Source organism: Brevibacillus parabrevis, assembly GCF_003710905.1.
Taxonomy (GTDB): domain Bacteria; phylum Bacillota; class Bacilli; order Brevibacillales; family Brevibacillaceae; genus Brevibacillus; species Brevibacillus parabrevis.
Window position 1 is genome coordinate 491031 of record NZ_RHHV01000010.1, and the last position, 22575, is coordinate 513605.

Annotated in this window: 22 protein-coding genes, 1 tRNA gene, 1 rRNA gene, 1 pseudogene and 1 riboswitch; of the genes and pseudogenes, 15 read left to right on the plus strand and 10 right to left on the minus strand. The window is 51.0% G+C overall.

What is annotated here, in order from left to right; translation table 11 throughout:
- The first annotated feature begins 28 nt into the window (after positions 1 to 28).
- Entirely contained in the window at positions 29 to 2947 is a 2919-nt protein-coding gene (locus EDM60_RS15130; protein ID WP_122964713.1) for a WG repeat-containing protein, read from the plus strand.
- A 78-nt stretch (positions 2948 to 3025) separates the two neighbouring features.
- Here the strand turns inward: EDM60_RS15130 and EDM60_RS28660 are convergent, their stop codons facing one another.
- Positions 3026 to 3202, minus strand: a complete 177-nt coding sequence (locus tag EDM60_RS28660) for a hypothetical protein (RefSeq protein WP_167470308.1) — start codon at positions 3200 to 3202, stop codon at positions 3026 to 3028.
- An 87-nt stretch (positions 3203 to 3289) separates the two neighbouring features.
- Here EDM60_RS28660 and EDM60_RS15135 point away from each other — a divergent pair, with 87 nt between their 5' ends.
- A complete protein-coding gene (locus EDM60_RS15135) occupies positions 3290 to 3775 on the plus strand; it encodes a GNAT family N-acetyltransferase (RefSeq protein WP_122964714.1) in 486 nt (161 codons plus the stop codon).
- Positions 3776 to 3860: 85 nt separating this feature from the next.
- Entirely contained in the window at positions 3861 to 5480 is a 1620-nt protein-coding gene (locus EDM60_RS15140) for a peptide ABC transporter substrate-binding protein (RefSeq protein ID WP_122964715.1), read from the plus strand.
- Between the two features lie 78 nt (positions 5481 to 5558).
- On the opposite strand, the gene EDM60_RS15145 is transcribed toward EDM60_RS15140, so the two are convergent.
- Positions 5559 to 6077, minus strand: a complete 519-nt coding sequence (locus tag EDM60_RS15145; protein ID WP_122964716.1) for an acyl-CoA thioesterase — start codon at positions 6075 to 6077, stop codon at positions 5559 to 5561.
- A gap of 180 nt (positions 6078 to 6257) precedes the next feature.
- Here EDM60_RS15145 and EDM60_RS15150 point away from each other — a divergent pair, with 180 nt between their 5' ends.
- The 5 genes and pseudogenes from EDM60_RS15150 to EDM60_RS15165 all read left to right on the plus strand — a co-directional run bounded on the left by EDM60_RS15150 (position 6258) and on the right by EDM60_RS15165 (position 10515).
- Complete coding sequence (locus tag EDM60_RS15150; protein ID WP_122964717.1) at positions 6258 to 6467, plus strand: hypothetical protein; 210 nt, start codon at positions 6258 to 6260, stop codon at positions 6465 to 6467.
- A 118-nt stretch (positions 6468 to 6585) separates the two neighbouring features.
- Positions 6586 to 6714 carry a hypothetical protein gene (locus EDM60_RS29440; protein ID WP_255679161.1) on the plus strand — a complete coding sequence of 43 codons (129 nt, stop codon included), beginning with the start codon at positions 6586 to 6588 and terminating at the stop codon, positions 6712 to 6714.
- Positions 6715 to 6833: 119 nt separating this feature from the next.
- Positions 6834 to 7385 (plus strand): annotated as a pseudogene (locus EDM60_RS15155) (GNAT family N-acetyltransferase); the annotation flags it as partial.
- A gap of 189 nt (positions 7386 to 7574) precedes the next feature.
- Complete coding sequence (gene spoIIP / locus EDM60_RS15160) at positions 7575 to 9320, plus strand: stage II sporulation protein P (protein WP_122964719.1); 1746 nt, start codon at positions 7575 to 7577, stop codon at positions 9318 to 9320.
- 328 nt (positions 9321 to 9648) lie between these two features.
- Positions 9649 to 10515 carry a pentapeptide repeat-containing protein gene (locus EDM60_RS15165; protein ID WP_122964720.1) on the plus strand — a complete coding sequence of 289 codons (867 nt, stop codon included), beginning with the start codon at positions 9649 to 9651 and terminating at the stop codon, positions 10513 to 10515.
- Between the two features lie 104 nt (positions 10516 to 10619).
- Here EDM60_RS15165 and EDM60_RS15170 read toward each other — a convergent pair whose 3' ends face one another.
- Complete coding sequence (locus tag EDM60_RS15170) at positions 10620 to 11390, minus strand: ANT(4')-I family aminoglycoside nucleotidyltransferase (protein ID WP_122964721.1); 771 nt, start codon at positions 11388 to 11390, stop codon at positions 10620 to 10622.
- Positions 11391 to 11627: 237 nt separating this feature from the next.
- Entirely contained in the window at positions 11628 to 12035 is a 408-nt protein-coding gene (locus tag EDM60_RS15175) for a DUF6173 family protein (protein WP_122964722.1), read from the minus strand.
- A 502-nt stretch (positions 12036 to 12537) separates the two neighbouring features.
- Between EDM60_RS15175 and EDM60_RS15180 the strand changes: the two genes are divergently transcribed.
- Entirely contained in the window at positions 12538 to 13593 is a 1056-nt protein-coding gene (locus EDM60_RS15180) for a hypothetical protein (protein WP_122964723.1), read from the plus strand.
- 233 nt (positions 13594 to 13826) lie between these two features.
- Here EDM60_RS15180 and queF read toward each other — a convergent pair whose 3' ends face one another.
- The 4 genes from queF to queC are packed head-to-tail and all read right to left on the minus strand — an operon-like array spanning position 13827 to position 16257.
- Positions 13827 to 14321, minus strand: coding sequence for a preQ(1) synthase (queF, locus tag EDM60_RS15185; protein WP_122964758.1), 495 nt, complete (start codon positions 14319 to 14321; stop codon positions 13827 to 13829).
- Between the two features lie 60 nt (positions 14322 to 14381).
- Complete coding sequence (gene queE, locus EDM60_RS15190; RefSeq protein WP_122964724.1) at positions 14382 to 15104, minus strand: 7-carboxy-7-deazaguanine synthase QueE; 723 nt, start codon at positions 15102 to 15104, stop codon at positions 14382 to 14384.
- Positions 15101 to 15589: a 6-carboxytetrahydropterin synthase QueD gene (queD, locus tag EDM60_RS15195; protein ID WP_122964725.1), complete on the minus strand. Its 489-nt coding sequence runs from the start codon at positions 15587 to 15589 to the stop codon at positions 15101 to 15103. The genes queE and queD overlap by 4 nt, the downstream gene beginning before the upstream one ends.
- Positions 15589 to 16257: a 7-cyano-7-deazaguanine synthase QueC gene (gene queC / locus EDM60_RS15200; protein ID WP_122964726.1), complete on the minus strand. Its 669-nt coding sequence runs from the start codon at positions 16255 to 16257 to the stop codon at positions 15589 to 15591. Before queC ends, queD begins: the two co-directional genes overlap by 1 nt.
- 96 nt (positions 16258 to 16353) lie before the next feature.
- Positions 16354 to 16397, minus strand: a riboswitch (PreQ1 riboswitch).
- 279 nt (positions 16398 to 16676) lie between these two features.
- Between queC and EDM60_RS15205 the strand changes: the two genes are divergently transcribed.
- A complete protein-coding gene (locus EDM60_RS15205) occupies positions 16677 to 17684 on the plus strand; it encodes an asparaginase (RefSeq protein ID WP_122964727.1) in 1008 nt (335 codons plus the stop codon).
- 72 nt (positions 17685 to 17756) lie between these two features.
- Positions 17757 to 18449 (plus strand): copper homeostasis protein CutC, encoded by a 693-nt coding sequence (locus EDM60_RS15210; protein ID WP_122964728.1) that lies wholly within the window; start codon positions 17757 to 17759, stop codon positions 18447 to 18449.
- A 28-nt stretch (positions 18450 to 18477) separates the two neighbouring features.
- On the opposite strand, the gene EDM60_RS15215 is transcribed toward EDM60_RS15210, so the two are convergent.
- Positions 18478 to 19590: a GerAB/ArcD/ProY family transporter gene (locus tag EDM60_RS15215; protein ID WP_122964729.1), complete on the minus strand. Its 1113-nt coding sequence runs from the start codon at positions 19588 to 19590 to the stop codon at positions 18478 to 18480.
- Positions 19591 to 19767: 177 nt separating this feature from the next.
- On the opposite strand from EDM60_RS15215, the gene EDM60_RS15220 reads away from it, so the two are divergent.
- Positions 19768 to 20568 (plus strand): serine hydrolase, encoded by an 801-nt coding sequence (locus EDM60_RS15220; RefSeq protein WP_122964730.1) that lies wholly within the window; start codon positions 19768 to 19770, stop codon positions 20566 to 20568.
- A gap of 99 nt (positions 20569 to 20667) precedes the next feature.
- Here EDM60_RS15220 and EDM60_RS15225 read toward each other — a convergent pair whose 3' ends face one another.
- The gene (locus EDM60_RS15225; protein WP_122964731.1) at positions 20668 to 20964 is read right to left on the minus strand and encodes a Fur family transcriptional regulator; all 297 of its coding nucleotides are present in this window, start codon (positions 20962 to 20964) and stop codon (positions 20668 to 20670) included.
- Positions 20965 to 21199: 235 nt separating this feature from the next.
- Here EDM60_RS15225 and EDM60_RS15230 point away from each other — a divergent pair, with 235 nt between their 5' ends.
- The 3 genes from EDM60_RS15230 to EDM60_RS15240 all read left to right on the plus strand — a co-directional run.
- Positions 21200 to 22069: a YitT family protein gene (locus EDM60_RS15230; protein WP_122964732.1), complete on the plus strand. Its 870-nt coding sequence runs from the start codon at positions 21200 to 21202 to the stop codon at positions 22067 to 22069.
- A gap of 172 nt (positions 22070 to 22241) precedes the next feature.
- A tRNA-Thr gene (locus EDM60_RS15235) sits at positions 22242 to 22317 on the plus strand.
- A 166-nt stretch (positions 22318 to 22483) separates the two neighbouring features.
- A 16S ribosomal RNA gene (locus EDM60_RS15240) occupies positions 22484 to 22575 on the plus strand; the annotation flags it as partial.

The window sequence follows — 22575 nt, forward strand, 5'->3', positions numbered from 1 at the left end:
GAAAACGACGCAGGGAGGCAAGAAACAAATGAAGCGCGTAAGGATTAGCCTGCTGACGGCTGCGATGCTTTTGACCAGCACATGGGTTGCGCCCGTGCAAGCAGCAACGTTTACTACGGTTCAGCCTTACTTGACTGATTACAAGGTTGGGTTTACTGACGGGCATGCTCTGTTGACCAAAGCCCAGTACGATGAGTTTGAGTACGCCGGGCAAGCGGTGATTGTGACGAAAGCCGGGAAAAAAGGATTGCTCGACGCCCGCACGGGAAAAGAAATCACGCCTGCCAGTTGGGATCAGATAGAAATTCCCGGGCGCAACAATGTGGCGATCGTCCAAAAGGGCGGCTGGTTTCAATACATCGATCTGACGACGAAAAAGCTGTCTGCTGCCAAATTCGCAGGGGCGCACACGTACTCCTTGTCCGCGGATTACGCTGACGCGATCGTGTTTGTCGGGCAGACGTCCATGCTTTTGGACAGTACAGGCAAAGTGCTCATACCGCCGTTTGTCGGCAAGCTCTCTGTCGTTTCGCTGATTTCCCCGGAAGCGACGGGAGATCGGGAGGCAAAAGAAACGCGTTACTTGGTGGCTTCGACTGCCAAAGGGATCACACTGTATGATGCCGCTTCGTTCAAGCCGAGATTTTCGTTGGCGAATACGCAGCTGATTCCGAATGAGGGCGGGCCGAAGACTGCTTACCTCAAGGTGAGGTCAGGCGGCATGGAAGGCTTGGTGGACGTAAACGGGAAATACGTTTTGCCAGCGAAGTACAAGGCGATCTACACGTGGAACGAGGGATATTTTCAGGTGCTCGCGCAAAAAGGCACGGGCTTGTGGAAGGACGGACGATTTTTGGCGGAACCGCTCTATCAAGAGGTCGGCTTTGAGTACAATAATCCCGATTTGTACTGGACGCTGGACAAGGGGATCGTCACCTATCATTCCATCGCCAAGGGAACAGAGCATGCGTTGAAACAGGGCGCGACCTATTTGCATGACAGCTACGTGCTGGGGCAAGACCCGAAGACAGGCATGTACGGCGTGCTCCAGGTCGGCGGGGAAGCAGTGATCCCGTTTGTCTATCCGAAAGTGGAAGGGCCGCCGGCTGCTCGACAGCTTGTGCGCAGCGATGGGAAAAAGGCGATGTTGCCCGCTTGGGGAAAGCCGATCAAAGAGCTTGACTTTTGGTTTGACTCCGCCGCGCCAATCGGCGGCAGCTACAGTATGCAACTGATCAAGGACGGAAGTAAAATCGGCCTGTATTCGGAAAATGAAGGTCTGATTTTGTCGCCTGTCGAGAACCGCCGTTTTCGTTATGAGGAAGCTACGGGGCATATCGTAGTGACCGAGCCGGACGGGAAAGTGCTGCGATTCGGCGGGATTAGCGGCAAGCCGGAGAGCGGGCAACATGTCCAGACTTTGTCTGAACAGTTGAATGGGGTATACGAAGCGGGAAAAGGAACCGTGATTGTCAACCGTACGACCAATCAGCCGATCAGCAAGCTGTATCAACAAGTTTACCTGGATGACGTGTCCAAACTGATCGTGGCAGCAGACGGACAGATGGCTGACCTGTACACTCCCGATGGCAAGCTGCTCACCACGCAGCTGAAGATTGCCTTTATGCGTGAAAGAAGCGATGCTCCGCCCGTCACCTTCATCCAGGTGGGCGATTCCTTTTACACGTGGGGAGGCAAGGAAGGCACGAGCAAGCTGGCATTGCTAACCATTGCGGATGGGGAGCTACAGGCCGCAAGCGATTTGGTGTATCGGGAAGCAGTGTACAAAGTCGTGGGAGAGAAAAAAGTCGCCGTGATGATGCGAACGGACGGCACGCTGGACTTTTGGGGCGAAGAAGGCAACCAGTTGGTGAAAAAGGTGGCGGGCGCAAGCGAATATCAGGCGGATTCTTACTTTGGCGGTCTGCTGATTGCGGAAAGCGATGGCTGGCATGTGTACTCGTCGTCGCTGCAACGATTGACGACAGGGGGCTATCAGGCATTGAAGCTGCTCGGGCTAAGCGACAAAGGAGCGAAAGCCATCGTCTATCGGGATAAAGCGACGGGCTTGTACGGATTGTTGACCCAGGACGGGAAGCAGTTGACCGCTCCTCAGTACGAGTCGATCCGGCTGTCCAGTGAAGCATTTCCCGGTTTGTGGTCTGCGTCTGAAGGACAGCCGCCTTTTGCGTTCAGCAAAAAAGACCAGTTCGGCTACCTCGATCGGGAGGGCAAAGAGTTGTTTGCCAGCAAACTTCTGACGAAAAAGCCCGCGATCAGCTATCTTCCGCTCCAACTGCCGAGCTTTGCGGCGTATAGCGAACTGATGAAGCAAAACCCGCTGGAGCTGATCGACTTCGGCAAGCCGTACAGCTGGCCAGAGGGCGGCAACAGCGAGGGCAAGTTCTACGCGAATCTGGCGTTGTATCTGGAACTTCCGCAAGGCGCGGGCAAGAGCGAAGTGCTCGCGGCGCTGACAGGCAAAGCGATCATCAAGCCGGATGAGGGCCGTTCAGACGTGAGTGACGAAGACATGTACAGCCTCGTCTACTATATGGCGACGGGAAAAAGCAGCTTGTCCATGACAGCGGAGCAGCTGACACGGTGGGCCGAACAGCGGGGAATTGTTCTGCAGCGCGGGGGAAACCAATACTATCAGACGATGGATTTGTACCGGGAGTACCACCAGATGTTTTTTTCTGAACTGCTGCGTTCCTTGGCAGGAAAAAAGGTGGCGAAGCCCAAGGTGCTGAAACAAGGGGAGCTGTCCTTTGCCCAAAAGAAAATGATCGAATCGATGCTTTTGGTCAACGGACGTCCTGCGGAGCAATTGCCGATGCCATTGCCGCAAGCAGAGTGGGAACAGGGCGTCCAACCGTTTTTGACAGCTTACCAGAAGCAGGCGGCCCAACTGCTCGCTGCCTATGAAAAGCAAGTCGGGAAGTAAACGAATATAGTCGATGGAAAGCGGCACGGGGAGTCTCTGCAATCACCCGTGCCATTTTGCTGGTCCGGTTCCATTCAGCTAAAAAATCGGCCAATACTTCAGGACGAGCAAGTAAAAGGCGGCATGCACCAAGGCTGTCACCACGAGAGAAACAACGAAAGCAACAAACGAAATCTGATCGAGCTTGTAGGCGACCAGGAAGAAAATCGAAAAGGCGAGATAGGCAACAAAAGTTCCCTCTTCCAAATAAGCCATAAGTGTGATTCCCCCTATCTTCCTCTATTGTAGCCGATTTCGCTGCCAGATGAGGAGAAGGGACGTTTTTTCAAAGGAGTGTTAGAGATGAAGGTCTTGATCGAAGCGTTAAAGCAGGAGGATGCCCGCGCGCTTTTGGCGTTCGAGAGCAAGAACAGGGAGTTTTTTGAACGGACAGTGCCCACCCGTGGCGAAGCGTACTATCAGGACGAGCATTTTCAGGAAAGCTTGCAGGCTTTGCTCGCAGAACAAGCGGAAGGGACAGCGTTCTTTTCGCTGATCAAAAGTGAGCAAGGCATTATTTTAGGCAGAATGAATTTGGTAGACATCGATCAAAAGCGAGCGAGCGCGGAGCTGGGCTATCGCGTCGGCGAAGAGGCCGCAGGCAAAGGCGTTGCTTCTTCGGCACTCGGGCTTTTGCTGGGCGAGTACGTGCAGCAGCTTGGCATCCGGGAAGTGCACGCCAAGACAACTGCGGACAATATCGCTTCGCAAAAAGTGCTGCTAAAAAACGGCTTTGTCTTTCAGCAGGCTGATGCACAAGGCTTTTTGCACTATCATTGGACGCTGTAGGTTTAAACTCAGCGGTTTGTTTCTGATTGGATGTTTTGGTATTATATGTAATGTTTGAATAATCAGGAATAAAAGGAGAAGGACAATGAAGCTACGAAGCAAAAGGGCTTTGACGGTGTTAGTAGCTACGGGAGTGGTTGCCGCAAGCGCAGCGCATGCTGGAGCGAGTGAGGCGAAGACACAGGCCGTCAGTCCAGCCGATTCCGCGAAAGTTTTGCGGCTGAATCTGTCGGATGAGCCGATGTCGATTGATCCGGCAGTGGCAGATGATCAGCATTCGCTCACTTTGGCGCGAGCCTTGTTTGACGGACTGGTTCGGATTGGTCCCGATGGGAAGTTGCAGCTTTCGCTGGCTGATAAAATGGACGTGTCTGCTGATTTGAAGACGTACACCTTCCATTTGCGCGAGGCAAAATGGAGCAACGGCGATCCTGTCACCGCCCACGATTTTGAATACGCCTGGAAGCGCGTGCTCGATCCGAACACGGAAAGCAGCTACGCCTACCAGCTCTTTCCGATCTTGAATGCGGAAAAGGCCAACAGCGGCAAGGAGAAGCTGGATGCGGTAGGGGTAAAAGCGGTAGACGCGAAAACATTGCGCGTCATTTTGGAGCAGCCTACTCCTTACTTCGCGGAGCTGACTGCTTTTCCCGTCTTTTATCCGGTCAATCAAAAAGTAGTGGCTGCCAACCCGGCCTGGGCAGAGGAAGCTTCGACACATGTCGGAAACGGCCCGTACAAGCTCGCTTCCTGGAATCGTGACGACAAGCTGACCTTGAGCAAAAACGCGGGCTATTGGGATCAGGCGGCAGTCAAGCTGGACAAGCTCGACTTTTCCATCAGCAGAGGTGAGGATCAAGCGCTGGCCAAGTTTGATGCAGGCGAGGTGGACATGGCGGGTGCCCCGTTTGGCGAGCTGCCACTGCATGCTTTGCCGATCTTGCAAGAAAAAGGACTCCTGCATACGAAGCCGCTCGCAGCCGTTTACTGGTACAAGTTCAATACAGAGCAAGCGCCTTTTACCAATGCGAAAATTCGCAAAGCGTTCGCCTACGCATTGAATCGTCAGGCGATCGTCGATACGGTGCTCAAAGGAAACCAGGAGCCAGCTTTGACGGCAGTACCTGTCAGCGACAAAAGCAAACAGCCAGCGTATTTCAAGGACAACGACCAGAAGTTGGCGAAAACGTTGCTTGCAGAAGGCATGAAAGAGCTGGGCCTGGCCAAGCTGCCGCCGATTGCGATATCGCTGAACCAATCTCCCGTTCACCAAAAGGTCGCTGTCGAGATTCAGCGTCAGTGGAAACAGACGCTAGGTGTGGAAGTCCAGCTGCAAGAGTTGGAGTGGAAAGTTTTTCTGGAAAACTTGCATAACGGCGACTACCAGATCGGGCGTTCCGGTTGGTTTGCGGACTATGCCGATCCGGCGAATTTTTTGGAGCTGTACAAGGAGAAAGACGGCGGTCTGAATGATACGAAATGGGAAAACAAAACGTATCAGTCGCTGCTTCAGCAGGCGGCGAGCCAAGCCGATCCAGCCAAACGCCAGCAACTGCTCGCGCAGGCCGAGAAGCTCCTGATGGATGAAATGCCCGTCATCCCGATTTATTTTTACACAAACAACTGGGTGCAGGATAAAAAGGTGAAGGGCATCGTTATGGATGACCTTGGCTACCTCGATTTCAAATGGGCCTCGAAGGAATAAAAGCACGAAGGAAAACAGCAAGTCCCCTTTCCGCCGACAGGAAAAGGGGACTTTTTGCTGTGGTTCGCCATGCATTTTTTACGGCTCCCACGGACGTCTTGTGCCGAGCAAATCAGCGAGGTGCTTGCTGCGCTTGCGGCGTTGTTGGCGTGCTTCGGCTCTTTCGGCGGCTCCGTCGTGCAGAAAAATCTCCTCCTGGGTTTCCGCTACGACTTTGGGCACAGGGGTCGGGCGTCCGTCAGGGCCGATGGCGACGAAGGTGAGAAACGAGGTGGCACAGACGGTGCGTTTTCCGCTCAAAAGGTCTTCGGCAACGACTTTGACGAATACTTCCATGGACGTCTGGTGTGTCCAGGTGACGAACGCTTCGAGCGAAACTTCGTTGTCCACGCGGATCGGATGCAAAAAATCGACGGAATCGGTAGAAGCGGTCACGACTGGCCCGCGGGCGTGCTTCATCGCGGAAATGGCCGCGACGTCATCAATATGCGCCATCAGCCGTCCGCCAAACAGCGTATTGTGGTTGTTCGTATCGGGAGGCAGAACGTGGCTGGCTTTAAAAGTTCGGGACTCCCGGACAAAGCGCTCGATCGTCATGAGAAAACTTCCTTTCTTTTTGTCCCTGCAATTATGAATCATTGTAATATTCTCATATCTATTGTTCCACAAGTAGGATGGTTTTATCCATAGCAAAATGAGCATGACGAGCGCCTTTCCTGCAAACGATAGCAACTGGGCAGGAAAAACGTGGGTGATCGATACAAGGGAGCGGTTGCTATGGATAAGTACCTACATGATGTCAATGCTTTCCTCGCTGCGATCTACGAGCTTCCCGACAAGCTGGCAGGGGTGCTTGCCGTGATGCAGGCTCCGATTCGCGGCTTGACGAACACGCTAATCGTGACCAATGTCCTCTTGGGGTGTCTGGTCGTTACTTCGCTTGCGAATGTCTACATGCTGTGGAGGCAGGCAAAAAAGAACAAGTAGCGGACAACAAGCTTGCCAAAGGTGGCAGCGATAGCGTATACTTCTGGCAAAATCAGGATCAGTCGGATGCGCAAGTGTCGTATATTTTCCAGAAACCAGCGGAAGGGAGAGAGTCCAGATGAAAAAAAGATCGTTGCAGTCTTTGGCCAAAGGCATCGGCTACTCCACCGCTGTTTTCTTTGCTGCGGTTAACTGCGGGAGAAGTCTGTCCAAAAACGGATATACGAACGGGGAGCCTGTGAGTTAATCGCGCTTTTGCAGCTGGCAGCGGAGCAAATGCCACACCACAGGGGATGAACCTGTGGTGTTTTTTTATGCAAAAAAATAGCTGGGGCAAACCAGCCCTACAAGGGAGAGAAGAGCACGATGCACATGCATGGAGGCAACATTTACGTCCGCCTGGTCAAAGAGTCGGACGCGCAAGCGCTTTTGGAGCTTGAGGTGCGAAACCGCGAATTTTTTCAACTTTTTACCGGAAAGCGGGACGAACACTTTTATACGTTGCAAGGACAGCTCGAACGCATTCGCCAGTACATGACCTTATGCGCGGAGGATCGCGGGTACGTTTTCCTCGTGTGTTTGCCGCAGACGGATCAGGTGATCGGGGAAGTGATGCTTTCCGAGGTGGTGCGCTACAATCTGCAAAGCGGCTGGATCGGCTATTTCCTCGATCAGGAGCACAACGGAAAAGGCTTTATGACGGAGGCGGTCAAGCTCGTTGTCCGTTATGCGTTTGAGACATTGGACTTGCATCGGCTGGAAGCAGGGGTGATGCCGCACAATCTGGGTTCGATCAAGGTGTTGCTCAAATCGGGCTTTCACAAGGAAGGGCTCGCCCGCAAAAACGTGAAAATCAACGGGCGCTGGGAGGATCACCAGACGCTTGCGATCGTCAGGGAGGAGCCGGAAGAGTCGATCGAGCCATAAGTGCTGGTCCATTCGTCTGGGGAGCGGACGAATCGCTGCGTCATTTTGTCAGCAATCGCGGAAAGCGTGCCGAAAAGATGTCGGAAGATGAAGGAAAATGCAGGCGAATCACGAATTTTACTATCAGGCTAGATTTACCAATCTCGCTAACGATCTCTACACAAAAGGAGAACAAGAATCTTGCTTGCACGCGTAAAAAACAGTGTTATTGCTGCCTGCTGCCTGATTTTCCTGCTGCCGGCTTCCCTCGCGGAAGCAGCCACACATGTCGAGGTAACGGTTGATCAGTTGAATATTCGCGATACCCCGGGAACGACGACCCAGATCGTCGGCACGATATCCAAAGCAACACGTCTGCCCATCGTGCAGGGAACAAAAGACTGGACGCAAGTGAAGCTCACCAACGGCAAGACTGGCTGGGTCAACAACAAGTATGTGAAAATGCTTGAAATTCCCCAAATCAAATACGTAAAAAGCAATGTGGACATGCTGAATGTGCGTACAGAGCCAAACGCCACCTCGCAAATTGTGCAAATCATTGACAAGAACGGAGTTTTCCTGCAAATGAAAAAGCAGGGCGAGTGGGCGCAACTCAAGCTGTCCGACCAAGCGAGCGGTTGGGTGAACGCACGCTTTTTGGTAGAAACGACGGCGCCAGCACCGAAACCAGCGCCAACTCCTGTTCCGACACCGACGCCAGTGCCAACCCCGACGCCTGTCCCGGTTCCCGTTCCGCAGCCGACCCCCGTGCCGACCGTACCAGAAACACCGGGCGGATTGGGAGCAGGGCCGCTCGTTCTGAACGAGAGCTACGAGGTGTACGCAGCTCCTGATATTTTGGGAACGGTGATTGGACAAGTCAATGGCGGCACCACGATTACGCAATACGGTTATGCGGACGGGTGGTACACGATCGACTACTACGGCACCTACGCCTATATTTTCAAACCAGTCGTGCAAGGTGGAACGGGTCAGACGACACAGCCGCCAGTAGTTGCTCCGGTTCCGGCAGAAGCGACGGTTCGCGTGAAAAACGCCGACACCAACCTGCGCAGCGGCCCCGGTACAGAATACGATGTCGTGGGCAACGTTCAGCCTGGTCAAACTTTTCCAATCGTGCGAACCGTAGGGCAATGGTACGCCATTCGCCTGCCAGACAACTCGGTTGCTTACATCGCCGGCTGGATTGTCGATCTGATTCCAGCTGCGGGGACGGGAACACCGACGCCAGGCTCCACAGGACCGACAACGGGAGTAGGGTACAATCAAGGCATGATCGGCAATGAAACGGTCTACATTTACCACACGCACAACCGCGAGTCATGGAGAAATGTAGCGCGCAATACACAGGGCAGCTCTGTGGACGATCCTGAGATCAACATTACGCTGGTAGGCAAGCGACTGGGCGAAATCCTGCAAGGAAAAGGCATCCCGTCGATGGTCAACCAGGACGACTTCGCGCAAAAACTGGCGGAGCAGAAAAAGAGCTACTCGATGTCCTACACCGAATCGTACAAAGCGGTTGCGGCAGCGGCGACGACCAGCCCGAATCTCAAGTACATTTTCGACATTCACCGGGATAGCGACGAGCCGCGCAGCAAAGTCGCCATCACGATCAACGGCAAAACGTATTCGCGCATGCTGTTTGTCATCGGGTCAGCCAACCCGAGCTATCTGGAGAACAAAAAGCTGGCCGATGCCCTTCATGCACGCCTGGAAGCATACTATCCCGGCCTGTCGCGCGGCGTCATTTTAAAAAGCAAAAACGAAGGAAACGGCGTGTACAACCAGTCCGTCTCGACGGGAAGTCTGCTTCTGGAGTTTGGCGGAACGAACAATACGCTGGAAGAATGCTACAATACGGCAGAGGCTTTTGCCGATGTGCTGGTCAACTACATGCTGGAGTCGCAAGTCGCCTTCAAGTAACTTGCAAGAAACCAAATGGTCGCGCCGTTTTTCGCTTACTGCGGCAGACAGGTTGGCGGGAAGCAGGCACATCCGTTTTCGCAAAAACGCCGATACTTGTTTCCCATTTTCACAAAAAGCAAGCACGATCCTTTTGCCAGCGGCGCAAGGCGGATCGTGCTTTTTTGTGCGACAGAACAGAGACAATCAGGCAGGAAGCGACAATGGATTGACGAGATACGGTCGGCGTACTACGATGGTAATTATTTGTTAGCCCGCTTGACCTTATCGCCTCTTTTGACAGTTGAGTGCTGATACGACGAAGCGGCTATTTTTCAGGAGGATAAGTATGGATGATCAGCAGGGCAATCATGCGCCGAGCCTGGCGGGGTTGCGCGATGATTTGCGAGCGGACTGTGAAAAATGTTTCGGACTGTGCTGTGTGGCGCTGCCTTTTGCCGCTTCTTCGGATTTTGCAATCAACAAAGACGCAGGTACCCCCTGTCGCAACTTGCAGGCCGATTTTCGCTGCGGGGTTCATCAAAGCTTGCGGCAGATCGGCTTTCGCGGCTGTACAGTCTACGATTGCTTCGGCGCAGGGCAAAAGCTTTCCCAAGAGACATACGGAGGGCGTGACTGGAGACGAGCGCCTGAACTGGCAAGCCAGATGTACGGAGTTTTTCCGATCATGTGGCAGCTGCATGAGCTGCTTTGGTATTTGACGGAAGCGCTGACTTTTCATGCTGCCCGTTCCCTTCACGCGAAGCTGGACGATGTGTTGCAGGAGACGAAGCGGTTCACGGAGCTTGCTCCGGCAGAGCTTTTGCGGGTAGATGTACCTGCACATCGGGCAAAAGTAGGCGAGTTGTTGCGGGAGGCGAGCGAACTGGTGCGGACGGAAGCCTGTCGCAAGCAGAAAGGCGCACGCATCAAAGCGAGAAACGTGGGGCGGGGAGCCGATCTGATTGGCGCGAAGCTCAAAGGAGCCGATTTGCTGGGAGCGAACCTGCGCGGAGCCTACTTGATCGCGGCTGATTTGCGCGGCGCAAACTTGAGATGGGCCGACCTGATTGGCGCTGATCTGCGCGATACCGATTTGCGCGGCGCCGATCTGACGGACAGTCTGTTTCTCACCCAGGCCCAGCTCAACGCAGCGAAGGGCGATGCTGCCACGAAAATACCGCCCTCGTTTACGCGGCCCGAGCATTGGGCGTAAGCTTCTGGCACAACTTCATTATTGCAGGAGAAGGAGAAAAGCCCCGCATACAGCGAGGCTTTTTCCAAACAGGCAAACTGGCAATAAACCGATTGTTGCTTGCATTAAAATGGGATTCGCTTGGTGTGAATCACATACTGATGCTTGGCTGCCCATGCGTGGAGTCCGTTCCAAAACCGCTCGCAGGCCGCGACGATTTTGCCCGAATCCGCCAAATCTCCAGCCATCACCATTGTCGCTATCTGGTCGTAGCCATCGGGACGATCTGGCAGTTCCAACGATTCAGGCAGTACCTTGGCTCCTGTCGAATAGAACGTCTGCTGGTGCAGCCCGATCAGCATAGCGCCGTATTGGGCAAATTGCATGGCCAGGTAAGGGAGGTAAGTGCGGGGGCCTTCCAGGCTGATATTCCTCAGCTTCCCGATGAACTCGTACATTTCACCTACAAGCACGCCGTTGATTGCCTGCGTGAACGCTTCTTTGGCAGGAGAGTGCGCCGCTTCTTTCAACGTTTGAAAAAAGCCTTTCGGATCATACAGACTCAGCGGGGCGAAAAAAGGGCCATGGGTCAGCGGCCAGTCATCTTCGACAGTAGCAGCCATGTCCAAAAGCACATGTGCACTGATGACATTCACTTCGGCTTTCCATGGTCCGGCAGACCATTCGTGGCTGAAATCTGTTTCTTCGCCTGACTCTTCTAGGACGCACAACATCTCTATATCAGAGAACGGGCCGTCCGTTCCGCGCGATACCGAGCCATAGACGCCGATCGCCAAGACTTTTTCGCCGTAAACCTCGTGCAATCGGGCGGCAATTTCCTTGCAGGTTTGCAGTCTTTCGGTGCGAGATATTTTTACTGGTCCATTCATGCTCATTTGTATACATCTCCCTTGAGTTTAATTGGGGGGAATGGGACAAATGCTCACGAATGGAGGGCCGCGGGCTTAACGAGGGATGTTTTTGGGATGCATGAGCAATCTCCTCCAACAACAGAAAAGATAGGTTCCTATTTATACGCTACTTTAACATGGTTACCATGTTTTTACAATATATTTTGCTCAGGCGTATCCAGTAAAGACCGAATGCCCTGATCATGCAAAAAGAAGACGCTGTTACACGTCTTCTTCTTTTGTTTCTTCGGAAGCGCTGAACCCGATCCGCTTGGGCGGGTTTGCCGGGTCTGCTTTGTTGACTGCCATCAAGAGAAAACTGATTTGCGAGATGTGCTGGATGAGTTCGACTGGGGCGCCTGCTTCTGTTGTTCCGAAAAAACGAATCAGACTGGGATTGAAATAGCCGATCCCTTCTACGCGCAAGGTGATATTTTGGCCGAACGATACCAGCCGCATCCCGACTTCATGCTGTTCATCCAGGGATATCTCAAATTCGGCAATCATTTGAATTAAGCGCTTGTGAAATTCGCTCGCAAGATTTTGATCGGGCTGTACCTCAAATACAGGAAGCTCTTTCGTTTTCACAGCATTTGGGGATGTAGGTAAGCTATACTCGTTGGCTGCCATAGCAATACCCCCTTTTTACAAACATTATAATCTATGAAAATAATTTGAAAAAGATTAAATTTTGCTCGGATAAAAAAAGGGAAACTCCTTGTCAGGAAAGGAGTTTCCCTCGATTCTAGCGATTGTCGACTTTTTCCGGTTACAAACTATATGCCTTAAACCAGTGATGTATAAGGGTTTCGTACTTGTCGAAACGTGAGTTGTTGACGGATTGTTGACGGATTGTTGACGAAACTTGGTTGCCGCTTTTTTTATGGACTATGCGTCCGGGGAGGGCAATTGATTCATTTGTCATATAGTTTAAGTAAAATAAATATTAAAGCCCAAAATATACCTCCAAGTAATATATTGCTATCTCCTCCAAAGAATAACCCAGTAAAAAATCCCAAAACTATAATTATCAAAACTTCTAATAATTTGAACATTTTTGTTTTTATTCCTTTTTTTGGATTTTATGTATATAATAACATAGAAAAATTAAAAGGTAAAAGGTGGTATTAATATGAAAAAGTTATCATCTTTTTTGTGTGTCTGTTTGGCTACGACATTAGTGTTAACTCCTGGATTTAGTGACAACCTATTAGCAAAAGAACGACAAAAAAAGATGGATATAGTTGAAATCTCATTAGATGAGTCTCGTTCCTCAAAATCGTTAAAAACATTAAGTAATAATGATAGCGAAGAAACTTATTACTTCATCCATAATGAAGGTGAAGAAATAGATCCCAAAGATATAAAGGATTATATTAAGACTGAACTCAAAATAAATCGTTCGTCTGAAGATGAAGGAGTGCCACCAAAACTGATGGGGGTAGGTGTCTATAAACAAGATGGTACTAGACACGTTGATTATATCTTTGATCAACTAGATGAAGTCCCTTTAGAAGAAATTCGTGAAGAAATTCAAGAAAAAGTTGAACTTGCTGAAAATAAAGGCGCAAGGAATATGAATTCATTAAAAGCCTCAGCAAGTTCTGATGATGATACTTATTCCGATTCTTACACATACAGAGTGAGAGATAATAACCGAAACACATTAGCGGGTGTTTATACTAGCAACGTAGATTATACAAGAAGAGGTATATCAACATTAAGTGGCAAGAAAGTATCTGTTTGGGATGTTAAGTTTTTCAATCAAACAGAGCCTATGAATGATTATCAAACTCGTGAATTAGCAATGAGATACAGACATCTTGGTGATGAAATTGACGAACAAACAATCCGCTCATATGGACCATATACCACTGACACAGACACTTCGGTTATTGTTGGATTGTCAGGGTTAGTTCCCTCGGTGAGTTGGACTTTCAACAGGAAATCAGCAAATATTATTGATGAATCAAGCCTTTCATCTCACTATACTAAGTGGGTTGTTGATTTTGCTTTAGGTACTCAGACTGCAAAGAAAAACTATGTTTATGAACCAGGTGTTCGTGTGACCAATAACGATGCAGGAATAGTTTTTAGACATAACCATTATATTAATTATTATAGAAATCTTGATTCTCAAGCGAAACTAAACAGTGGGACCATTGAATTGATTTTGACAGATTTATAAGAAAATTTGCTAGAAGGATATTAGTGCTACATTTATTTGATGACGATTTGACTTAGTTATAACGGAATCCCTACTATTTAGTAGGGATTTTTTGTAGTTGTCTTACCTAGTCAAAACTAAAAATAGTCCTCACTGCTTGGGGCATTTTCTATCTAAATATATACCTCGGCAGCGACGGTCAAAGAAAAACCCTTGCATATCAAGGGTTTTCTCACTCTAACCAACATCAACCTCTACCGATTATCCACTCTCTCCGGATACATATCATGATTCATCAAGCGATAGCTGGCCATCTCCTCATACTTCGTGCCCGGCTTGCCGTAGTTGCAGTACGGGTCGATCGAGATGCCGCCGCGCGGAGTGAATTTGCCCCACACCTCGATGTATTTCGGGTCCATCAGCTTGATCAGATCGTTCATGATCACGTTCACGCAATCCTCGTGAAAATCGCCGTGGTTGCGGAAGCTGAACAGGTATAGCTTGAGCGATTTGCTTTCGACCATTTTGATATCCGGGATGTAGCTGATGTAGATCGTAGCAAAATCCGGCTGCCCAGTGATCGGACACAGACTGGTGAACTCCGGGCAGTTGAACTTGACGAAATAGTCGCGGTACGGGTGCTTGTTGTCAAAAGACTCCAGTACACTCGGGTCGTATGAATAGTTGTAGGTCGTTCCCTGGTTGCCCAGCAGGGTGAGGGAAGACAGATCGCGTTGTTGTTCGTTCATTGGTTTCTCATCCTCGCTTTTTTTCATCTATAATCCAATCCTGGCTTTTCATTTACACGCCTACACGCCGCGCTTGTTTCCCCAGACCAGGGCGTGGAGCTGCGGCAGCACTTTCGCGTCGTTCAAATCGGGGGCGGCCATCGCCTGGTCGATCAGCCATTCAAAGCTTTCCAATAGCTTTTCTCTCAGTTCGTGCGTGTCCGCGCTGACGAGATCGCTATTTCCCGGCTGGAGGAAAAAAGGAACCGCCGGATACCGCCGATGGATGTCGCGCGAATATGCGAAGTCGGCGTCGTCAAACACGACGACCTTCAGGCTCAGCCCCGGATGCTTTTGCTCCGTCAGAGCGCCCACGATGCGATCGAGCACGGCGTAATCCGTGTTCATGCCAGAGCTGGGCGGCTTCGGAGAAATCGTGATGTCGTCGATCAGCGGAAGCCATTCCTGCCAGCGGCTTCCTTGTGTCTCCAGCGCCGTGCGAATGCCGCGTTCCTTTAAAAACGAGACAAGCTCGCCCATGCCTGCGAGAAGCGCCGGGTTGCCGCCAGAGATGGTGACATGGGAAAAACGGTCTTGGCCAAGACGCGTTAGCTCTGCCCAGACTTCCTCGACGGACAACTGCTTGATTTCATCGCGCGCCGAGCCGTCCCACGTAAAGGCGGAGTCACACCAGCTACAACGGTAGTCGCAGCCAGCGGTGCGGACGAACATCGTCTTTTGCCCGATGACCATGCCTTCCCCTTGAATCGTCGGGCCGAAAATTTCCAGAACGGGAATGCTCACTCCATCATCCACTCCCGTCTCGCCTCGGCGTAGCTCGTCGGCGTTTCAAACAGGCGGACAAATTCGACGCGAGCGCCGCGGTAGCGGTCGCGATAGACGTCAGATTGAAGCTGCTGCTCCATTTGTTCAAACAGCCAGACGACCATGTTTTCTGCCGTGGTGTTCATCGGCGGCAGCATTTCATTCAGGTAGCGGTGATCCAAGTAAATCTCGATATGTTCCTTCCAGATTTGCTTGATGTCGCCGAAGTCGATGACCAGCCCGATTTCATCCGGGTAGCCGCTGATGCCAAACACGACGTGGTACGTGTGTCCGTGCAAGTTTTTGCATTTGCCTTCGTAGGCGTGCAGATGGTGGGCGGCGTCAAACGTAAACTCCTTGCTCACCAGCACGCGCTTGTTGTGGTAGCGCAGCTGCGATTGTTGAATATGGGTGCCAAGTGTCTGCATGCGGTCGACGATGCGAAAGTCAAAGTTTGCGCTCATCAGACGTTGGCCCCGGATTGAGTTTTTTCGGAAAGATACTTGTCCAGTCCGGCTTTTCGCAGGTGGCAGGCAGGGCATTCGCCGCAGCCGTCGCCTTTGATGCCGTTGTAGCAGGTGAGGGTTTTTTCGCGGATATAGGTGAAGGCACCCAGTTCATCCGCCAGCTTCCACGTTTGCGCCTTGTCGAGCCACATGAGCGGCGTATGGATCACAAACGGATAATCCATGGACAGGTTAAGCGTCACATTGAGCGATTTGACAAACGCATCGCGGCAATCGGGATAGCCGCTAAAATCCGTTTCGCAAACGCCAGTAACCAAATGCCGCGCTCCTTTTTGCTTGGCGAAAACGCCTGCAAAAGACAGGAACAACAGATTGCGCCCGTCGACAAATGTGGATGGAAGCTGGCCTTCCTCCTGGGTGATGTTGATGTCTGTGCGGGTTAGTGCATTGGGAGCGAGTTGATTCAACAGGCTCATGTCCAATACGGTGTTGGCTACGCCCAACTCCCGGGCGATCTCTTTGGCACACTCGATTTCCAGCTTGTGCCGCTGCCCGTAGTCAAACGTAATCGTTTCTACTTCGCCGAATTGCTGCTTGGCCCAGAACAGGCAAGTGGTGCTGTCCTGACCTCCACTGAACACAACGACGGCTTTTTCCTTTTTCATGCTCTCCATCTCCTTCAGTATCGTAATGGAAGAAAGAGAGTTCTTGAACTTGCTCCTGCAAAAAAACAAAACAATACCAAGGGATCGGTACTGTTGTCCACCTTAGTTTTTTATAGAGGGAGTTCGCGAACCTCTCCCGCGCCAGTCGCGCGGATTTCGTATGCGATTGATGGCGGCTGCCATCCTGAGCCATTATACTATAGATTGGCCTGCCGTGGGCAATCGGCAACGAAAAAACGATTGACGGAATATGGTGTCACTGCTAGTATTTTTTAATAACACCAATGGAGAAAATCGGCATATAAAAAGACGGATAATTCTGGTTTTAATACTTTAAATGAATGAATTTTTACCTTTATTACAATCAATTATCCTTCGAATGGAATAATTAGAAAAATAGAACAGAACGGGTGAGAATAATGCGGGATGTCCCATTAGTAGAAGAGTATCGCGGAGGTATATTGGAAAATGTTCATTCAGGCATCGTTTGCGGCGTGGATGAGCACGGCCAGGTCATTTATTCGGCAGGAGATGTGATGCATGTTGCCTTGCTGCGTTCCGCTGCCAAACCGTTTCAGGCGCTTCCGGTAGCGAGGCAAAAAATTGACGAAAGATTCGGTCTGACAAGTCGGGAAGCGGCGCTGTTCGCGGCTTCTCATCGCGGTGAAGCCTATCATCTGGAAGGGCTGGAATCGCTTTTGGCCAAAACGGGCATTCGCGAAGACGAACTTTTAACCTGCCCGACGTATCCATTAAATGAAGCGCCCAAGTTCGCCTGCTTGTCCCAAGGTGTAGCCAAGCGCAGACTTTTTCACAACTGCGCAGGAAAGCATCTGGGCTTTTTGGCGTTGTCCAAGGAACGCGGCTATACGACCAGCGATTACTACAAGCAGGAGCATCCGACCCAGCAGGAGGCTCTGGCAGCTTTTGCCAGTCTCGCCGAGTACCCGCAGGAGCACATTGGCCTTGCTGTCGACGGTTGCGGCTTTCCTGTTTATGCCCTGCCACTCAAGCATTTGGCGATCGCTTATTTGAAGCTGGCCTGTCCCGACCTGATTGCGGAACAAGAAAATCGCCAGGCGGTTGAAAAAGTGACGGGCTGGATGACGGCCCACCCGGAAATCATCGCCAGCCACCAATTCATCTGCACAGCTCTGCTGACCGATCCGAACATTATTGCCAAAGGCGGCGCGATGGGCGTATACGGTTTTGCGCTGAAAAAGGAGCGAATCAGCTTTTCGCTGAAGGTACTGGACGGTTCAGAGCTGGTTTGGCCGCTCGTCATCGCCAACATTTTGGAGCAGATCGATTACAGCAACAAGGAGACCATTGCCAGGTTGCATGCGTTGGCCCCGAAAGAAATCGTCAACGATAACCAGTTGGTCGTCGGGGAAAAGCGGCCCGTGTTCGTTCTGGAAAAATGCTAGGCGCGCACTTGCGCAACGGTGGCGACGCTCAGTACAATGTCCATAAAAGCTACGGACGAGAGGAGAAATCACATGCTGGTGGAAGTGATTGCGACTTCGGTTGAGGATGCAAAACGCGCAGAGCGAGGCGGCGCAGATCGGCTAGAGCTGATTTCCGGCATTTTGGAGGGAGGGCTTACGCCAAGCTGGGGCTTGATCGAAGCGGCGGTCAAGGCTGTCTCCATTCCTGTCAATGTCATGGTGCGGCCGCACAGCCAATCTTTTTGCTATACCAAAGACGAGCTGCGTGTCATGAAAGAAGATGTGCGCGTCGTCCGCGAGCTAGGGGCGGCAGGTGTTGTTTTTGGCATGTTGACGCCAGACAAGCAATTGGATCGTGACGGACTGGAGCTGTTGCTGGAAGAAGCAAACGGCCTGAACGTGACTTTTCACCGGGCTTTTGACGAAGCGGTGAGCCAGCTGGAAGCTTTGGACATTCTGTTGCAATATCCGCAAGTAAAGACGATCCTGACTTCCGGGGGAAAACGTACAGCCATGGAAGGCGCAGATTGCATCGCGGAGCTGGTGCGCAAAACGGAAAACTCGACTCTGTCCATTTTGGCAGGGAGCGGGCTGTCCGCGACGAATGCGCCCGAGCTGATCGGGCTGACTGGCGTCCGAGAGGTTCATTTCGGTACCGCAGCCAGGGAAGAGGGGCAAGCTTTGCGCTATGTGGACAGCGAGCGAGTCGCTGCGATCAAGCGAGCATGCCTGCCAAAAGAATAGAAGAAAGACATGAAAACAAGCCGACCCCTCACTTTTGCAGAGGAGTCGGCTTGTTTTGCAGTCGCTGCCTGATGTGGTACCAGACGACGAGTAGCAACGGGTAGGCAACCGCCACAGAAAAATCAAAGAGCGGCCAGAATGTGTAGGCTTGAAGCAAAAATGTTTCATTCGGCAAAAGGATGATGGCACCTACAACAAACAACAGACAGGTAGGATAGGTGAGAAGCTGGTATTCCTTCAGTTTCAAAAGCTGCTGAATGCCAACACAAAAGCCGTACATGTACAAGACGACCTTGAAATAAATCGAGACGAACCACATCAGTGCCATCATGGCTTCCTGCCGCTGAAAAAACTCGCCGACATGAACCCGCTTCGCCAGCGAGTAACTGGGGAAATTGTCTGTAGCAGTCAACACCGGACCGAGCACCAAAAGCGTCATCAAAATGATCGTGATCAGGCAGATTCCGCCGTAGATCGCTCCCCGCAAAAAAGCAGAAGTGAGCTTTTGCGGAACATCGACGAAAGGGGTAATCATTAAAAAGACGATCAGCTCTGTATACGGGTAGGCGATCACAGAAAAAGAGCCGCTGAGGACAGGGGCAAGCCCGTTTTCCAGAACGGGCTGCAAGTTGCGAAGGGAAAACTGTGGTACCAACAAGAAAAAAAACGAGAGAAAAGTAAAGACGAACCAGAGATAAAAAATCTCACTCGTCCGCGCGAAAGTCTCCAAGCCGAGGCGCACACCGAACAGGGAGCACGCCACGAGAAGGATGACGACGGCAACGCTCGGTGTCTCTTTCAAAATTTGCGCGGTCATGAAATCGCCGATGGCACGCACGTAAACAGAGCCGTTGATCAGCAGAGTGAAAAGGAACATGATGGATAAAGCCGTACCGAGCCAACGCCCGAAAATGAGTATGTTTTTCCCGATCAGCGTGTGCTCCTGGTGCAAACGGCTGATTATGCAATATAGATAGATGACAGCCAGGCCAACCAATACACCAATGATGCTGGAAAGCCAACTGTCGTAGGAGGCCTCTTTCGCTACGGCTGCCGGCAAGATCAGAATCGAATCGCCGACCGTAATCAGGGTAACCAGAATGGTGAATTGGCGCGTGCCGATCGTTCCGGGCTTCTGCATGAGGTTTCACCTTCAGTGGAGTGATCTCCCTATTATTTCCAAGCGGGTAGCAGGACAAACGACCGCGTCCCGGAAGATCAGCTGAACCCGTTCTTGTAACTTGTAAGGAATGTTTTTGGAATTGTATGATAATAGAAGCGCGATTGTGTTCGACTTTTACAGGAGGGATGGAGAGCGGTGGAGCTGGAGAAACGTTTGTCAAAGATCGTGCAGGAATCGGCAGGGACATGGGGAGTCGTAGTAAAAGAGCTGGCGGTGCCGCAGGGAATCTGTTTTGAGCACCAACCGGACGAGCTGTTTATTGCCGAAAGTGTCATCAAGGTTCCGATTATGGCAGCGGTTTACGCGGCCTGTGAGCAGGGCAAAGCCCGGATCGAGGATCAGCTCCCTTTGCGCAAAGAGGATTTGGTAGGCGGATCAGGCTTTTTGTACGCGCTCTCGCCAGGCTTGAAGCTGTCCATACGCGATCTGGTCACGCTGATGATTATTCAGAGCGACAACACAGCGACGAATATGCTGATCGATTTTGTGGGAAAAGAGCTGATTGATCAGACGATGCGTGAGCTGGGAATGGAGCGAAGTTACTATTCGCGCAAGGTGATGATCTATCCGCAGGACGTGACGGCCAACAACATGATTACGGCAGGGGATGTGGCGCGGATGCTGGAGCATATCGTTTCTGGCAGCGGATTTTCCCGGGCGGCGCGTACTGAAATGATTGCGATTATGAACAAGCAGCAAGTGCTGAACGGTTTGCCGTCCCAACTGCCGTCCGCGAGCAATCAGGATGGCTTGCCTGGCTGGGAATTGGCGTGCAAATCCGGTTGGGACACAGGCAGGCAGCACGACGTCGGGATACTTTTCGTAGAGGGGCGACAGTTTGCGATTGCCGCCTTGTCGCAGGATGTAACGCCCGAGGCAGCTTTGCACACGCTTGGCTTGCTGGGCAGGGCTGTGTACGATTATGCCGTGGCTTAAACCGATGATAAGGTTGCAGCAGTTGTTTGGTTAATAAAAAGGGAGCCCTTTTAGCGGGTTCCCTTTTTTATTGCTAGTTTCCGTTATGCTTGCTCTTGCTCACATGACTTCTTTTAACTGAACAGGATCGATTTTGACCAGCGTTTCAAAACGGTTGGGGGTATCAGCGTGCACATGCTCTTTGATGATCCCCATTTTCGCCAGGAGTCGCAAGCTGGTGTAAACCGTTGAGAGTGTGATGCTGGGCATTTCGTTTTTCAAGGCATGGTAAACGTCTTTGGCTGTAGGGTGTTGCTGGGACATCAGCATATAGCGCAAGACGGCGCGTCTTTGAATCGTCAGGCGTTTTCCGAAGTGTTTGATCTGGTTTGTGACACTGGCCAGTTGTTCATCCATCACAGGTCACCTCTTTTTTGATAATAATTATTACTTGATTATAATTATCGATTTGTTTGTGCTGCTAGTCAATCTCTTTTTTCTAGAAAGAAGCCCAACTCTCGTGCATGTTTGCTGTGCTTCAGCAAATGTTACTGAGAAGGAAGGAGCGGAAATGGGGGTTTTCTTTTCGACCAAAACATGGTAGTGTATGTGCGGATTTTGCTTACGCGAAAAATGTCAGGAGTGAAACCGTGTGGCGCGAAAAAAACGAACAGCAATCCAGTTGAACAGCCCGCAGAGAAAAGCAATGGAGTACGGGATGCTGATCCTCGGTTCCCTGGTGCTTGCAACCAGCTTTAACCTTTTTTTGAACCCCAATCAGATTGCTTCTGGAGGAGTCTCAGGCTTGTCCACCATTTTGCATAATCTGTTTGGACTTCCCCCGGCTATCGTCCAGTGGGCATGCAATATCCCGTTGTTCCTGTTGGGATTGAAGCTGCTGGATCGGCAATACAGTATGAAAGCCGCGATCGGATCGGTCGTTTTGCCGTTGTGCGTCATGCTGACGAGTCATTTGCATCCGTTGACGACTAATCCGCTGCTTGCCAGTATTTATGGAGGAATCGGCGTAGGGCTTGGAATCGGGATTGTGTTTCGGGGCAGAGGATCAACAGGGGGCTTCGCGATTGCCTCGCAAATTCTTCATAAGTATACGGGATTTAGTCTAGGAGCCTGCGTCGCGGTATTTGATGGATTTGTTATTTTGTTCGCAGGAATTGTGTTCGACCCGGAAAAAGCTTTGTATGCACTTATTGCCTTATTTGTTACGAGCAAGACGATTGATATTGTTCAAATGGGATGGAATACCTCCAAAGTTGCCTATATCATCTCGAACGAAACGGATTCGCTGCGAGAAACGATCTTGTATGACCTGGACAGGGGCGTGACTTTGTTGGACGGCTCTGGGGGATACACGGGGGATGCGCGCAAGGTGCTGATGGCTGTTGTGAGCCAAAGCGAGGTTAGCAAGCTGAAAATCATGGTGCGTTCTGTCGATCCCGATGCGTTTATCATATTATGCCCGGCGAATGAAGTGCTTGGTGAAGGCTTCCGAGCAGGGTAAACAGGAGAGTGGCGGCTTTGGTTCCGCCACTTTTCTCGTTTATTTTGGCGTTTTTTTAAATTCTGATGAAAAAGTTTTCGATTTTCTATTGCATTTAAAAAAGGGACATGCTATATTAAATCTCGTGAGCGGGACACACACGAAACGCTCGCAGCGAGAAAACAAAAAACACGCCGGTATAGCTCAATTGGTAGAGCACCTGACTTGTAATCAGGGGGTTGTGGGTTCAAGTCCTATTGCCGGCACCACTACATATCACAAGTTTGGTTGGCTGGAAAGTTAACGAGAAACGCATAAGTGAATGTAGACAAAACTTTTAGCGCTGATGCGCAAAATGCTCTTTGAAAACTGAACAGCGAAAGCGTTGATGAGTCTATCATTAATGATTTGCCAGCTTTGAACCAGTAACAAACTTTATTGGAGAGTTTGATCCTGGCTCAGGACGAACGCTGGCGGCGTGCCTAATACATGCAAGTCGAGCGAGGGTTTTCGGACCCTAGCGGCGG

Coding starts and splice junctions, on each gene's coding strand:
- EDM60_RS15130 (WP_122964713.1), top strand. CDS start 29: ATGAAGCGCGTAAGGATTAGCCTGCTGACGGCTGCGATGCTTTTGACC.
- EDM60_RS28660 (WP_167470308.1), bottom strand. CDS start 3,202: ATGGCTTATTTGGAAGAGGGAACTTTTGTTGCCTATCTCGCCTTTTCG.
- EDM60_RS15135 (WP_122964714.1), top strand. CDS start 3,290: ATGAAGGTCTTGATCGAAGCGTTAAAGCAGGAGGATGCCCGCGCGCTT.
- EDM60_RS15140 (WP_122964715.1), top strand. CDS start 3,861: ATGAAGCTACGAAGCAAAAGGGCTTTGACGGTGTTAGTAGCTACGGGA.
- EDM60_RS15145 (WP_122964716.1), bottom strand. CDS start 6,077: ATGACGATCGAGCGCTTTGTCCGGGAGTCCCGAACTTTTAAAGCCAGC.
- EDM60_RS15150 (WP_122964717.1), top strand. CDS start 6,258: ATGGATAAGTACCTACATGATGTCAATGCTTTCCTCGCTGCGATCTAC.
- EDM60_RS29440 (WP_255679161.1), top strand. CDS start 6,586: ATGAAAAAAAGATCGTTGCAGTCTTTGGCCAAAGGCATCGGCTACTCC.
- EDM60_RS15165 (WP_122964720.1), top strand. CDS start 9,649: ATGGATGATCAGCAGGGCAATCATGCGCCGAGCCTGGCGGGGTTGCGC.
- EDM60_RS15170 (WP_122964721.1), bottom strand. CDS start 11,390: ATGAGCATGAATGGACCAGTAAAAATATCTCGCACCGAAAGACTGCAA.
- EDM60_RS15175 (WP_122964722.1), bottom strand. CDS start 12,035: ATGGCAGCCAACGAGTATAGCTTACCTACATCCCCAAATGCTGTGAAA.
- EDM60_RS15180 (WP_122964723.1), top strand. CDS start 12,538: ATGAAAAAGTTATCATCTTTTTTGTGTGTCTGTTTGGCTACGACATTA.
- queF (WP_122964758.1), bottom strand. CDS start 14,321: ATGAACGAACAACAACGCGATCTGTCTTCCCTCACCCTGCTGGGCAAC.
- queD (WP_122964725.1), bottom strand. CDS start 15,589: ATGAGCGCAAACTTTGACTTTCGCATCGTCGACCGCATGCAGACACTT.
- queC (WP_122964726.1), bottom strand. CDS start 16,257: ATGAAAAAGGAAAAAGCCGTCGTTGTGTTCAGTGGAGGTCAGGACAGC.
- EDM60_RS15205 (WP_122964727.1), top strand. CDS start 16,677: ATGCGGGATGTCCCATTAGTAGAAGAGTATCGCGGAGGTATATTGGAA.
- EDM60_RS15210 (WP_122964728.1), top strand. CDS start 17,757: ATGCTGGTGGAAGTGATTGCGACTTCGGTTGAGGATGCAAAACGCGCA.
- EDM60_RS15215 (WP_122964729.1), bottom strand. CDS start 19,590: ATGCAGAAGCCCGGAACGATCGGCACGCGCCAATTCACCATTCTGGTT.
- EDM60_RS15225 (WP_122964731.1), bottom strand. CDS start 20,964: ATGGATGAACAACTGGCCAGTGTCACAAACCAGATCAAACACTTCGGA.